Origin of the sequence: Ureibacillus chungkukjangi (assembly GCF_044795995.1) — a bacterium.
In the GTDB taxonomy this organism is placed as follows: Bacteria; Bacillota; Bacilli; order Bacillales_A; family Planococcaceae; genus Ureibacillus; species Ureibacillus chungkukjangi.
This window is the reverse complement of sequence record NZ_CP085009.1, coordinates 1,523,364-1,536,358: the sequence shown is the minus strand read 5'-3', so window position 1 is coordinate 1,536,358 and position 12,995 is coordinate 1,523,364. Positions and strand designations below refer to the sequence as shown.

Annotated in this window: 11 protein-coding genes; 1 reads left to right on the top strand and 10 read right to left on the bottom strand. The window is 39.0% G+C overall.

The window, feature by feature from the left end:
- Positions 1 to 57 precede the first annotated feature (57 nt).
- On the top strand, positions 58 to 579 hold the full coding sequence (locus LG296_RS07520; protein ID WP_404427844.1) for a DUF309 domain-containing protein: 522 nt from the start codon (positions 58 to 60) through the stop codon (positions 577 to 579).
- A 23-nt stretch (positions 580 to 602) separates the two neighbouring features.
- Here LG296_RS07520 and LG296_RS07515 read toward each other — a convergent pair whose 3' ends face one another.
- From LG296_RS07515 to xerD, 10 genes are all read right to left on the bottom strand, one after another.
- Positions 603 to 974 (bottom strand): GNAT family N-acetyltransferase, encoded by a 372-nt coding sequence (locus LG296_RS07515; RefSeq protein ID WP_404427975.1) that lies wholly within the window; start codon positions 972 to 974, stop codon positions 603 to 605.
- 229 nt (positions 975 to 1,203) lie between these two features.
- Positions 1,204 to 2,520, bottom strand: a complete 1,317-nt coding sequence (gene lysA, locus LG296_RS07510; protein WP_404427842.1) for a diaminopimelate decarboxylase — start codon at positions 2,518 to 2,520, stop codon at positions 1,204 to 1,206.
- A gap of 106 nt (positions 2,521 to 2,626) precedes the next feature.
- Complete coding sequence (locus LG296_RS07505) at positions 2,627 to 4,090, bottom strand: spore germination protein (RefSeq protein WP_404427841.1); 1,464 nt, start codon at positions 4,088 to 4,090, stop codon at positions 2,627 to 2,629.
- Positions 4,087 to 4,878 (bottom strand): SigF/SigG family RNA polymerase sporulation sigma factor, encoded by a 792-nt coding sequence (locus tag LG296_RS07500; RefSeq protein ID WP_251400523.1) that lies wholly within the window; start codon positions 4,876 to 4,878, stop codon positions 4,087 to 4,089. Before LG296_RS07500 ends, LG296_RS07505 begins: the two co-directional genes overlap by 4 nt.
- A gap of 132 nt (positions 4,879 to 5,010) precedes the next feature.
- Positions 5,011 to 5,454, bottom strand: coding sequence for an anti-sigma F factor (spoIIAB, locus tag LG296_RS07495; RefSeq protein WP_107935323.1), 444 nt, complete (start codon positions 5,452 to 5,454; stop codon positions 5,011 to 5,013).
- Positions 5,447 to 5,800 carry an anti-sigma F factor antagonist gene (spoIIAA, locus tag LG296_RS07490; RefSeq protein WP_404427840.1) on the bottom strand — a complete coding sequence of 118 codons (354 nt, stop codon included), beginning with the start codon at positions 5,798 to 5,800 and terminating at the stop codon, positions 5,447 to 5,449. The genes spoIIAB and spoIIAA overlap by 8 nt, the downstream gene beginning before the upstream one ends.
- Positions 5,801 to 7,306: 1,506 nt before the next feature.
- A complete protein-coding gene (locus LG296_RS07485) occupies positions 7,307 to 9,040 on the bottom strand; it encodes a SulP family inorganic anion transporter (protein WP_404427839.1) in 1,734 nt (577 codons plus the stop codon).
- Positions 9,041 to 9,206: 166 nt separating this feature from the next.
- Positions 9,207 to 10,511 (bottom strand): pyrimidine-nucleoside phosphorylase, encoded by a 1,305-nt coding sequence (locus tag LG296_RS07480; protein WP_251400527.1) that lies wholly within the window; start codon positions 10,509 to 10,511, stop codon positions 9,207 to 9,209.
- A gap of 13 nt (positions 10,512 to 10,524) precedes the next feature.
- Positions 10,525 to 11,703 carry a phosphopentomutase gene (gene deoB / locus LG296_RS07475; RefSeq protein ID WP_404427838.1) on the bottom strand — a complete coding sequence of 393 codons (1,179 nt, stop codon included), beginning with the start codon at positions 11,701 to 11,703 and terminating at the stop codon, positions 10,525 to 10,527.
- 268 nt (positions 11,704 to 11,971) lie between these two features.
- On the bottom strand, positions 11,972 to 12,874 hold the full coding sequence (xerD, locus tag LG296_RS07470) for a site-specific tyrosine recombinase XerD (protein WP_404427974.1): 903 nt from the start codon (positions 12,872 to 12,874) through the stop codon (positions 11,972 to 11,974).
- Positions 12,875 to 12,995: the final 121 nt, after the last annotated feature.

Below are 12,995 nucleotides of genomic sequence, written 5' to 3'. Positions count from 1 at the left end.
GTATGTGTACCTTATGTATTTTAAATCAAAAATTAGTAATAAGGAAAGAGGATTGTTATGCATCCATTGCTTCACCCATTATATGTAGATTTTTGTACATATTTTAATGGCAATCAAGATTATTTTGAGTGTCACGAAGTTTTAGAGGAATATTGGAAAATGTGTGCTCCTGGCGAAAAAGATCACCCACTGGTAGGATATGTCCAACTTGCAACTGGCATGTATCATTGGCGCCGAAACAATACAGCTGGTGCTATGAAAATATTAAATAAGGCAAAGAAAAATTTCACACAGAATCAAGCATCTCCTTTTTTTGAGTTCATTGAGTTCGAAGAATTATGTAATAACTGTGAAATCAGCTTGAAAGCTATTGAGAACGGTGAACCCTTTGAAGCATTTCAGCTTATGATAACAAACGAAGCTCTTGCTTCACTGGTACAAAAACAAATACTAGAGCTGCCACCATTACCCAAAGACTTTCTCCTTCATAAACATATGCTACGAGATCGTTCAGATATTCTTGAAGCACGCAATAATCGAAAACTTGCTTTATCACAAAAAAGATTGAACAAAAAGTAATGAAAAAGAAGAAGAGGCTGACGCTATTTAGAATCGTCAACCTCTTCTACTATTGGTAAACATTTTTCTATAAAAGTTTTTGTATCTTCACTTGCATTGATCTCTTTAAATTGCCCTGTATTTAATAATGCCTTTAGCATCGTGATTGCTACACCCTCGCCTCTATAGGAGGGGACAACTGTAATATGTTGAATTGTAGCAACTGAATTCTCTTCAATTATCCCCACAATGCCGATATATTCTTCATCTTTTTTCCATAAAAATAAATGCCAATTGTCTTTTTCTTCATAAGAATGAATTGTTTCCATTAAATGCTTTACGTCCTTCTCGGAAGGCATGAACGAAAGCAAGCCCATTGCTATTTTTTCAAAAGATTTTTTATAGCGTATTAACATGAATAACATTCCCTCGTTTTCTATCAGTACAACATCTTTAAATATACTACATGATTTGAAGAAAGGAATCAACTTTATTACCATTTATTAACAAATATATAAGATTCTATACTTTTTTATTCGACTGATGGTTTAGGAATTAAGAGAAAAATATAAATCAACGCCCAAATAATACTAATAGCGATTAAGATTCCAAGAAGCCACCACTTTGATATCTTCATAAACTAGCTCACCCTCTTTTTAGAGATAGCGGGAGATCGTTTTGAATGATATTTTCGTAGCTTTCTCTATTAATAGCCAATTGATGTTGACCCTCTTCTACAAACACAACAGCTGGTCTAGGGATTCGGTTATAATTTGAAGCCATTGAATACCCATATGCACCCGTACAGAAGATGGCTAAAATATCACCAGGCTCTGTATTTTGTAATAAGGCGTCAACAATTAATTTATCACCAGATTCACATAGTTTTCCTGCAACTGTATAAGTATTCGTTTTTTCTTCATTTGCTTTATTAGCGACAACCGCCTCATATTTTGCATCATAAAGTGCAGGACGGATATTATCACTCATGCCGCCATCCACTGCTATGTATTCGCGTATATTCGGAACAGTTTTTTGTGAACCAACTGTATATAGAGATGTCCCGGCATCCCCTACAAGGGAGCGTCCTGGTTCAATCCAAATTTCCGGCATCGTTAGGTTTAACTTACCAGCAAAGGCTTGTACTCTTTCAATCATCTCTTTTACATAATCCTGCGGTTCAAGAGGCTTGTCCTCTTCCGTATATCGAATTCCGAATCCGCCACCTAAGTTTAAAACTGTACAATGGAAATCAAATTCTTGCTTCCACTCACTGATTTTTTTCATTAACTTTTCGGCAGCTAGACTAAATCCATCTGTTTCAAAAATTTGAGAACCGATATGGCAATGCAACCCTAGAACATTTAGATACTCATGATCCTTCACTTTTAGAAATGCCTCGTCAGCTTGACCATTGTTTAGGTCAAACCCGAATTTTGAATCTGCCTGTCCTGTTGTTATAAAGTCATGTGTATGGGCTTCAACACCTGGTGTCACACGAAGTAAAATTCTCATTGGCTGCTGTTTAGCCTCTGAAATTTCTTTTAACTTCTCTATTTCATAAAAATTATCAACAACGATGCATCCAACATTTGAATCAAATGCTAGCTCTAATTCAAAATAGGACTTGTTATTTCCATGGAAGTGTATTCTCTCAGATGGGAAACCTGCCTGAATAGCTGTATATAACTCTCCACCAGAAACTACGTCTAGCGATAGATTTTCTTCTTTAGCAAGCTGGTAAATTGCTATACATGAAAAAGCCTTTGATGCATAGGCTACTTCTGCCTTCACACCTAAATTTTGAAATGTTTCGATAAATCCACGTGCACGGTCTCTGATTAGCTGTAAATCATAAACGAAAAGTGGAGTGCCATACTCTTTTGCAAGCGTTACTGTATCCACTCCACCGATCGTTAAGTGACCATTTTCATCTACTTTTTGTGTACCAAATAAATGCATGTCGCTTCTCCCTTCGTTGCGAGCGAAATGAGGAGAATATCCTCATTTTCACTTATTTTCCTTATGATGAACTTTATCATAGGTAGAATTTTAACGCAACGACACTTTATGCACGTTTTCGATGCTTTGATCCAACAATATACGGTCTTAATGCATCATCTGCCATTGGGAAACGAATAAATATACGCGCAAATGCTTTAGGGAAGAATGGCACAAGTGGCCACATGTACGGCACAGTCATAGGCTTAAGTGCACATAGGTAGGAGAATATAATCCATCCGGCTATAAAGAACCCGCTCGGTCCCGCTGCTACTGTCGCCAGTAGGATGAAGAATTGGAAATACTTCACTGCAGTACTTAGCTCGAAGGTTGGAATAGCGAAAGAGAAAATCGCTGTTACAGCAGTATAGAGGACAACTTCCGGAGAGAAAACTCCAACATCAATTGCGATTTGCCCAATAATAATCCCGGCAACTAACCCCATGGCGGTCGATAGTGGCGTCGGTGTATGGATGGCTGCTATTCGCAGGTATTCTAATCCTAGATGGGCTATAATGATTTGTAAAAATAGCGGAATTTCTGACTCCTCTTTCGAACCTATAAAGTCGAGTGCCTCAGGTAAATATTGCTCATGGGTAGCTAGCAAATACCAAATCGGCAACAACGTTAAACTGAAAAATGCTGCAAAATATCTTAAGAATCGGAAGGTCGTCCCAATCAATGGCGCCTGGCGATACTCTTCAGCATGCTGCAGTAAATGGAACATGGAAATCGGCATAAGCATTACAGAAGGTGACGTATCCACAACTATGGCAATATGCCCCTCAAGTAAATGCGCCGCAACAATATCCGGCCGCTCCGTGTAACGAACAAATGGTAGTGGATGGAACTTCTGCTTGAAAAGCCATTCCTCCAAGGATTTATCCGCCATGGTCAGCCCGTCATGCTTTATTTCCTTTAGCCTCTTGTTCAGCCAGTCTAAATGCTTCGGATTCACGATATCCTTCATATAGGTTATCGCTATGTCCGTTTGACCAAGAGTGGAAACTTTGTGCAGCTCGAAACGTAATTGAGGAGAACGTATTCGACGACGAATTAACGCAGTGTTTAACATAATGTTTTCTGCAAAGCCATCACGCGATCCTCGAATTACTTTTTCGTTATCGGGCTCATCCGGCTGGCGACCAGGATAGCTTCTTAACTCCATTAAATAGCCATAGCCATTCTCTGTAATGAAGCCAACCTGACCACTTAGTACACCTAAGATAAATTCATCTTTATCCTTTGGCTCCGATTTCCCATAAAAATTAAAATGGTCATCAAAATACTGAGCCTCATGCTTCTTCTCAATATCAGGCTGATTTTCTTGCGCATACGTATGAGTGAAGAGAGGCGTCAGCTGAACCGTAAGTGTAGCACCATCTACAAGCCCACTAATATAAACACAAAGTACTGGTAAAGTCCTTACATGAAGGTCTTTAATACAAACATCAAAGGATTCGTCTTTTCCAAACTTGCTATACAAAAAATCCTTTGCTTCATCAATTGATGAAAAAACTTGATTACTCATTTACTCACCGTCTTTTTAGTAGTTCGTGATGAATTGGTTTCCATCCAAGATTTAAGTTGCGCCAAAATCTTCTTTTCTAACCGCGAAACTTGAACTTGAGATATCCCTAACCTTTCTGCAATATCGGTTTGAGTTAAATCTAAGTAATACCGTAAATAAATGATGGACTGCTCTCGCTTGTCCAGCTTAGTCAGAACTTCCTTCAATGGAATATACTGAAAAGGAAGCTCCGATTTTTCGTCCTTCATTTGATCCATTAACGTTATGGAATCGCCTTCACTTTCGAATAACTGTTCATGCAAGGAAGCCGGATCACGCATTGCATCTGTAGCTACAAGCACTTCATCCTGGGATACCCCTAACATATCAGCCAGCTCAGAAATAGAAGGTGGCTTTTCATTGGTCTTTAAATATTCATCTGTTGCATGTCGAATTTTATAGTTAAGCTCGCGTATCGATCTGCTCACCTTCACCATGCCATCATCTCTTAAAAAGCGTTGGATTTCTCCAATAATCATCGGAACAGCATAGGTTGAAAATTTCACATCATAGGATAGATCAAATTTATCAACAGATTTCATCAATCCGATACAACCAATTTGAAACAAATCTTCAAGCTCTACTCCACGAGAAGCAAAACGTTGAACAATCGACCAAACGAGCCGAGTATTGCCTTCAATCATTTGTTTTCTTGCTTCTACATCACCCGTTTGCGCTTTTTCAATCAGCCCACGCATTTCTTCTTGTGTCAACAAAACATTATTGGACGGCTGTTCGATTGTCCTCATCCCCCTAACTTCTATCAAATACCACCGTATTTGCGTCCACATAAAATTGATAGTTTCTTTCCAATTGTCAAAAACCAATAAGCTGTTATACACCATTTAAGTGACGACTATCTGCTTAGATAAAAAGCTACTCTATGAGATTTGAGGCATCTTTACTGAATAAAATTTTTTTGAAAAGGTAATCACAGTTCCGACATTCGGCTCTGATTCCACCTGTAGATTGTCTGCAAAGCTCTCCATAATCGTAAAGCCCATTCCAGAACGCTCCATTTCTGCCTTAGATGTAAATAAAGGCTCCATTGCTTTTTTTACATCAAAAATCCCTTTTCCGTTATCCTTCACAGCGACAGATACTAAATCTCCATCTCTCACTGCATGAACAGTAACGATTCCTTTACCATCTTCGTCATACCCATGAATAATTGCATTGGATACAGCTTCTGAAACGATTGTTTTAAATTCTGAAAGCTCGTCAATGGTTGGGTCAAGTTGAGCAACAAAACTAGTAATTGCCATTCTCGCCAGACTTTCATTATCACTAACTGCTACAAATGAAAGCGTCATTTCGTTATCCATTCACAATCCCCCTTGCGTGTAAAATTGCATCTGCTTCTGTATCCTCCATCATGAAAGAGGCTAAACCTGAAAATTGAAAGATTTTTTTCATTGTATTTGACGGATTTAAGATAATGGTTTGTCCATTAACAGCACTTAACTCTCGCATACGTCCTAAAATCAAACCGATTCCTGAACTATCCATAAAGTTCAGTCTTTCTAGATTCCAAATAATCGTAGTCAAATTCCCTTGCATTATCGTTTTCGATATATGTGCGCGAATTTTTTCCGTTTCGTGGTGATCCAGTTCACCAAAGAGCCTGATGACTGCAATATCATTTAAGTGCATATTAATTTCATAGTTCATTTTGATAATTCGCCTCCTCTTTAGTTAGCATTATTCCACATTTTCTCGTCATATCCTTTATTCCTGACAAGACTAGAAGAATTTCGCTGAAACTAGTGAAAATACGACAAATTAATAAGCAGAATCAGGAGATATTTGGCCAAATTCCTTCACACCAGATCGCCTTGGAATCGAGTGTTGAATTTTGTGTTGAATTCAGTGTTGAATTCCTTTAGGTTCCTTCAAGTTCATACTCGGTTTAGTCCATTCTTTTAGATGCAAATGGAGGCTTCTCTCGCAAGCTCTCAGTGGTATTCCAAGTGTTGCAATATGCTAAAAAATTAGTAACCGGGCAAATCGATTAGGTTGTTCTACACGATCAGCCAAAGCTGCTTCAATTCAAATAAGAAAGCTAAACTTTTCATGACTTAAAAAAGCATTGCTTTACCAAAATTAAGTATGGTAAAAAAAGTTTTATTTTAAACGTAAAAAATGGCTGCAACACCAACTTTTGTCACAGCCATTTTTCTATCGGTTATTTGAAGTAATGAATATAGGAGTGATTCACTGCAGCGACACAAATTTTCTACAGTAGAAAATCACAGGAATCTATTAATAGTAGAATAAAAATTCACACAAATAGCATTCTGGGCAGGATTAAGAAGAAATATTCAGGGGTACGCGAGAAATTTTCTGGATTTGTAATGGTTCGGGTTCGGGTTCGGGTGCTGGTTCGGGTTATGAATGCCACTTCTCTTGCTCTTTCGTGTGAATGTGGCTTTCATTCCCACTATGAATGCCACTTCTCTTGTTCTCTCCTGTAAAAGTGGCTTTCATTCCCACTATGAATGCCACTTCTCTTGTTCTCTCCTGTGAAAGTGGCTTTCATTCCCACTATGAATGCCACTTCTCTTGCTCTCTCATGTCAAAGTGGCTTTCATTCCTCTTATGAATGCCACTTCTCTTGCTCTTTCCTGTGAATGTGGCTTTCATTCCTCTTGTGAAAGACACTTTTCAATGTAACTCCTACTAAAATGTCTTTCATCGCTCTTATGAGAGACATTTTTCAACGTAACTTTTAATAAAGTGGCTTTCATTCCTCTTGTGAAAGACACTTTTCAATGTACCTCCTTCTAAATTGTCTGTCATCCCTCTTATGAAAGACATTTTTCAACGTAACTTTTAATAAAGTGGCGTTCATTCCTCTTGTGAAAGACACTTTTCAATATAACTCCTACTAAAATGTCTTTCATCGCTCTTATGAGAGACATTTTTCAACGTAACTTTTAATAAAGTGGCGTTCATTCCTCTTATGAAAGACACTTTTCAATGTAACTCCTTCTAAATTATCTGTCATCGCTCTTATGAGAGACATTTTTCAACGTAACTTTTAATAAAGTGGCTTTCATTCCCACCGTGAACGCCGCTTTCCTCCCCGCAATTTGTTTTCACCAAATTTAAGAATTCCTTCAACAACAAAAAAGCGCACCCCTTAGCTTGTTTTATCCACAAGCTAGGGGGTGCACTCTATCCTATTTTCATTCCAGTACCAATCTTAGCCCCACTCAGCTCAGCACATTCCCTGAACGCAAAATGCTTGCAGCCGATACAGGCCTCACGATCTAGGCAGCTGATGGAACGATTGATGGCTTCACCAGTGTGGGAGTAGAAATTTGCATTCCCTATTTCTTCGGTTAGTCCGCTTTGATCCAATATTTTCTTTAAGCCAGGCTGGACGCCTGTAACTAATACCTTGCAGCCTCGACCTTTGAAATCTCGTAAAATATTTCGGAAGTATTCCTCGCCCGTCGTATCGAGGAAAGGAACTTTGCCTAATCGTAATATTAAAACTTTGGGCTTTGCATGGATTGTTGATAGAATGGATTGCTCGAATGTTTGTGCTGCTCCAAAGAATAGCGGTCCTTCTACTGTGAAGATACTCACCTGTGGACAATCATGGTTAGAGTTTACGACTTGAGAATTTACTTTCCCTTCACTATCTGGAAGCACTTTCGACACAGCTAGCATTTCGCTCATTCGTTTAGCAAACAAAACAATCGCCAGTATGAGCCCAGCTGCAACCGCCACTGTTAAACTGGTGAAAACCGTTAATAGAAACGTTGTTGCTAATACTAATGAATCTCCTGATTTCATTTTCAGGATATGAGCAAAATGCTTTCGTTCGCTCATATTCCAAGCGACTATCATCAAGACCGGCGCCAATGCTGCAAGTGGAATATGTACAGCAAACGGTGCTAAAACGAGTAAAGTTAGCAAAACAAAAACACCGTGAATAATGCCGGACATTGGTGAGACTGCACCTGATTTAATATTCGTTGCTGTTCTTGCAATGGCACCTGTAGCAGGAATTCCCCCAAAAAGTGGTGTGACGATATTGGCAATCCCTTGCCCTATCAGTTCTTTATTGCTATTATGCTTACTATTTGTCATACCATCAGCAACAACTGCTGACAGAAGAGATTCTATTCCTCCGAGCATGGCGATGACAAATGCAGGTCCCAGTAGCATCATAATTTTATCTAACGTGAGTTCTGGAATACCAAACTCCGGCAATTGATTTGGTATGGCCCCATATGTCGAGCCAATTGTTGCGACATGCCCGCTTAAGAAAAGAGCTGTTACAGCAGATGAAACAACGATACCAACTAGTGCACCTGGTACCTTTGGCAGTGCTTTAGGTGTCACAAGCATAACTACAAAACAAATCGCTGCAACCAATATGCTATAGCCATTAATCGTATAGAGGTGGCCGCCAATTTCTTTCATATTATCTATAAATCTTTCATGCTGCTCAATTTCTCTCAAGCCTAGGAAATTAGCAATTTGACCTGTAAAAATAATCACGGCTATTCCGGCAGTAAAGCCGATTGTTACTGGTCTAGGAATGTATTTTATGAGGGCGCCTAATTTAAACAGCCCCATTAAAACGAGCATGATTCCTGCCATTAACCCGGCAAGCAACAAATTCTCGTACCCATAAGAAATAACAATGCCTAAAAGAATCGGTACAAACGCACCAGTCGGACCACCTATTTGGTATTTTGACCCACCTAATAAAGAAATTAAAATTCCAGCGATTATTGCGGTATAGATACCGTATTCGGGTTTCACTCCTGATGCAATTGCAAAAGACATTGCTAGAGGAACAGCCACTATTCCGACAATCGTTCCGGATAATAAGTCCTTTTTAAAATGGTTAAGCGAATACCCTTCAAATCTTCCAGTTCCAAGCTTACTCATTTTATCCCTTCTTCAATTAAAATTTCCGAACACATTTAACAATAAATTAGTACGAACGACCCCTATTTTAACATAAGTAATGATTAATGGATATGAACGATTTTCACAAAAAAAGCCAGCAGCACATTTTTATGCTACCAGCTTTATTAGGAATAGAATTTACCGATTAATTAGTAATGACTTGTTTAATTAATGTTGGAGCTTCTACTTTTTCTTTTGATACTAAAATATGTTGATATAGTTTTGCTTTTACTTCTGAAATGTCTTCAGAATTTGAGTGAATTGTTACAAGAGACTCGCCTTCTTCAACTTTGTCCCCAACTTTTTTCTGAAGGACAAGTCCAACAGATAAGTCAATTGTTGATTCCTTCGTTGCACGACCAGCTCCTAAAAGCATCGCCGCCACACCAACATCATCAGCTTCAATCTTAGCAATATAGCCAGATTCAAGTGCAGGCAGTTCAATTTGATATTTTGCTTTAGGTAATAAAGACGGGTTATCTACAACGGACGCGTCTCCACCCTGGGCCGCGATGAATTTCTTAAATACTTCAAGTGCCTGGCCGTTTGCAATCACTTCTTGAAGTTGTTTACGAGCCTCTTCAATTGTTGCTGCTTTACCACCTAAAACCACCATTTGAGAGCCTAGTGTATAACATAGCTCCATTAAATCCTCAGGACCTTGACCATTTAACGTGTCGATTGCTTCTTGAACCTCAAGAGCGTTCCCGATTGCAAAGCCTAGTGGCTGACTCATATCAGAGATAATCGCCATTGTATTACGGCCAACATTGTTACCGATTTGAACCATTGCATCAGCAAGGCTTTGTGCATCCTCAAAGGTTTTCATGAAGGCACCATCGCCAGTTTTAACATCAAGAACGATTGCATCAGCACCAGCAGCGATTTTCTTAGACATAATCGAGCTTGCGATTAATGGAATACTTGGGACCGTTCCAGTTACATCACGTAAAGCATATAGCTTTTTGTCGGCTGGAGTTAGGTTTCCACTTTGACCAATAACAGCTGTTCCGATGTCATTAACCTGCTTCATAAATTGATCAGTTGTTAGTTCTACATGGAAGCCTTGAATTGCTTCTAATTTATCGATTGTTCCACCTGTATGACCAAGGCCACGCCCGCTCATTTTCGCAACTGGAACACCACAAGCTGCAACCATTGCTGCTAAAGAAAGTGTAGTTGTATCACCTACACCGCCTGTCGAGTGCTTATCTACTTTAATTCCTTCGATACCAGATAAATCGATTTGATCTCCTGATTCAACCATAGCCATAGTTAAATCAGCTCTTTCACGATCATTCATATCCTGGAAATAAATAGCCATCATTAAGCTACTTACTTGATAATCAGGAATTGAACCTTCTGTATAGCCTTGAATGAAGAAACGAATCTCTTCAGTTGTTAACTCTTCACCATTTCGTTTTTTCTCAATAATATCGACCATTCTCATGTGAATGTGCCCCCTACTTTAAATTTGATAAGAAACTTGTGCCAAATTGAGGTGCTTCGACTTTAAAGTTTTCAGCAATTGTAGCTGCGATATCTGCAAACGTTTGGCGTAATGGCAGCTCGCTACCTTTTTCAAATCTTGGAGAATATACAATTAACGGCACATATTCACGTGTATGATCTGTTCCTGGGAAAGTCGGATCGTTCCCATGGTCTGCTGTAATAATTAAAAGATCCTCTTCATTTAAAGCCGTTAGCACTTCAGGTAAACGACGGTCAAACTCTTCCAGCGCTTCCCCGTAGCCAATTGGATCACGGCGGTGTCCAAAGTTTGCATCAAAATCAACAAGATTTAAAAAGCTGATACCATGGAAATCACGTCGAACGACTTCTGCAAATTTGTCCATTCCGTCTGTGTTATCCTTTGTACGGATACTTTCAGTTACCCCTTCACCGTTGAAGATATCTGAAATTTTCCCGATAGCAATCACATCAAGATTTGCATCCTGTAATTCGTTCATTGTTGTACGTTCAAATGGTTTTAGTGCATAGTCATGACGATTTGAAGTACGTGTGAAGTTCCCTGGAGTTCCAACGAATGGTCGAGCAATTACACGGCCAACTAAAAATTCAGGGTCAAGTGTTAGCTCACGAGCAATCTCACAGATTTTATAAAGCTCATCTAAAGGAACGATTTCCTCATGAGCAGCAATTTGTAGTACTGGGTCAGCAGATGTATAAACGATAATTGCACCTGTTTCCATATGCTCTGGACCTAGCTCATCAATAATACCCGTTCCACTTGCAGGGATATTCCCGATTACTTTACGTCCAGTTTTTTCTTCTAATTTTCGAATAAGCTCAGCAGGGAATCCTTCTGGGTAAACTTTAAACGGTTTGTCAATGTTTAAGCCCATGATTTCCCAGTGTCCTGTCATTGTATCTTTCCCGACAGAAGCTTCCTGCATCATACCGTAGTACGCTTTTGGCTCAGTCACTTTTTCAATACCCTTAATTTCACGAATATTTGAAAGGCCAAGATCCCCAAGATTTGGCATTGTTAGCCCTTTCATTTCTTCAGCGATATGTCCTAGAGTATCAGCACCCACATCCCCAAATTTTTGAGCATCAGGGGCTTCGCCAATCCCAACTGAGTCCATTACAACAACATGTATTTTTTTAAACGGTTTCATAATATATGTCCTCCTCTTTCAACTAACTCCGGAGAAAATGAGCAGTTTTACGCCTACACATTATTCCCCTATAAGTTCAGGTCAACACGTGTTCATTGTACAAAGCTACCAACAAATTCGTTTTGCTGATAGCTTTGGTTTCTTTTACATTTCTTGAATGAAATTTCCACACCTTATATATTAAACAAAGGTCAGACATCTTACAAATATATTTTTCTTTCGTTTTGATAAAGTTGCAAATTCAGATGAGGAAAATAGTTAGGCTACCCTATGCTCTGGGATGAAATTGCTTATAAACCTCTGAAAGTCTTGATTTACTAATATGTGTATAAATTTGTGTAGTTGAAATATCTGCATGACCAAGCATTTCCTGTACCGCTCGCAAATCCGCCCCATTCTCGATTAAATGTGTCGCAAAGCTATGACGTAATGTATGAGGCGTAATTTCTTTTTGTATATTTGCTTTTGTAGCATGCTCTTTTAATAATTTCCAACAACCCTGTCTTGTTAAACGTTTTCCTCGTTGATTTATAAAAAATGCATCGGTTTTTGGATAATTGCCCTGTAATTTTGAGCGGGCATTTTGCAAATAGGCATCAATAGCAGAAATGGCACTCTTCCCAAGAGGCACAATTCGCTCTTTACCACCCTTTCCGAATACACGAACAAAGCCCATTGTCAGGTGAACATCCTCTAAATTTAAGCCAATAAGCTCGCTAATACGCATTCCTGACCCATAAAGCAGCTCCAGCATTGCTACATCCCGAACACCCTGTGGCTTACTTCGATTTGGCGCTCCAATTAACATATCAATTTCTTCTATTGATAATATCTTTGGCAGCTTTTGTTCAATTTGCGGCATTTCCAAATGAATCGTCGGATCCGTTTCTGTTAGTTTTTCCCGCAGCAAAAATTGGTGGAAAGAACGAATAGACGAAATATGTCGTGCAATCGTTCTTGCCGAAATCCCTTGAGTTCTTAATGCCTCAAGGCGTAGTAATATATGTGTCCGTTCGATTTGCTTTAAATTTGATAGCTGTACTTCTTTATGTAAATACTCCACATAGCCTTCAAGATCTCGGCGATAAGACGATAACGTATTCGCTGACAGCTGTCGCTCCACCTGTAAAAAATGTAAATAATCCAAAATTGCTTCCTTCGCATCCCGCAAAAAAATCACCTATCCTTCTACCTCTAACTATAGATATATTTCCAAAACTCCACAAGCAATCAATAGCCCGTGAATTGTATGAGAATTGTATGAGAATTGTATGAGAATTGTATGTGTGCCC

Bases quoted from the DNA above. Each gene is read 5' to 3' on its own strand.
- LG296_RS07520 (WP_404427844.1), top strand. From the start codon at position 58: ATGCATCCATTGCTTCACCCATTATATGTAGATTTTTGTACATATTTT.
- LG296_RS07515 (WP_404427975.1), bottom strand. From the start codon at position 974: ATGTTAATACGCTATAAAAAATCTTTTGAAAAAATAGCAATGGGCTTG.
- lysA (WP_404427842.1), bottom strand. From the start codon at position 2,520: ATGCATTTATTTGGTACACAAAAAGTAGATGAAAATGGTCACTTAACG.
- LG296_RS07505 (WP_404427841.1), bottom strand. From the start codon at position 4,090: ATGAGTAATCAAGTTTTTTCATCAATTGATGAAGCAAAGGATTTTTTG.
- LG296_RS07500 (WP_251400523.1), bottom strand. From the start codon at position 4,878: ATGAGGACAATCGAACAGCCGTCCAATAATGTTTTGTTGACACAAGAA.
- spoIIAB (WP_107935323.1), bottom strand. From the start codon at position 5,454: ATGGATAACGAAATGACGCTTTCATTTGTAGCAGTTAGTGATAATGAA.
- spoIIAA (WP_404427840.1), bottom strand. From the start codon at position 5,800: ATGAACTATGAAATTAATATGCACTTAAATGATATTGCAGTCATCAGG.
- LG296_RS07485 (WP_404427839.1), bottom strand. From the start codon at position 9,040: ATGAGTAAGCTTGGAACTGGAAGATTTGAAGGGTATTCGCTTAACCAT.
- LG296_RS07480 (WP_251400527.1), bottom strand. From the start codon at position 10,511: ATGAGAATGGTCGATATTATTGAGAAAAAACGAAATGGTGAAGAGTTA.
- deoB (WP_404427838.1), bottom strand. From the start codon at position 11,703: ATGAAACCGTTTAAAAAAATACATGTTGTTGTAATGGACTCAGTTGGG.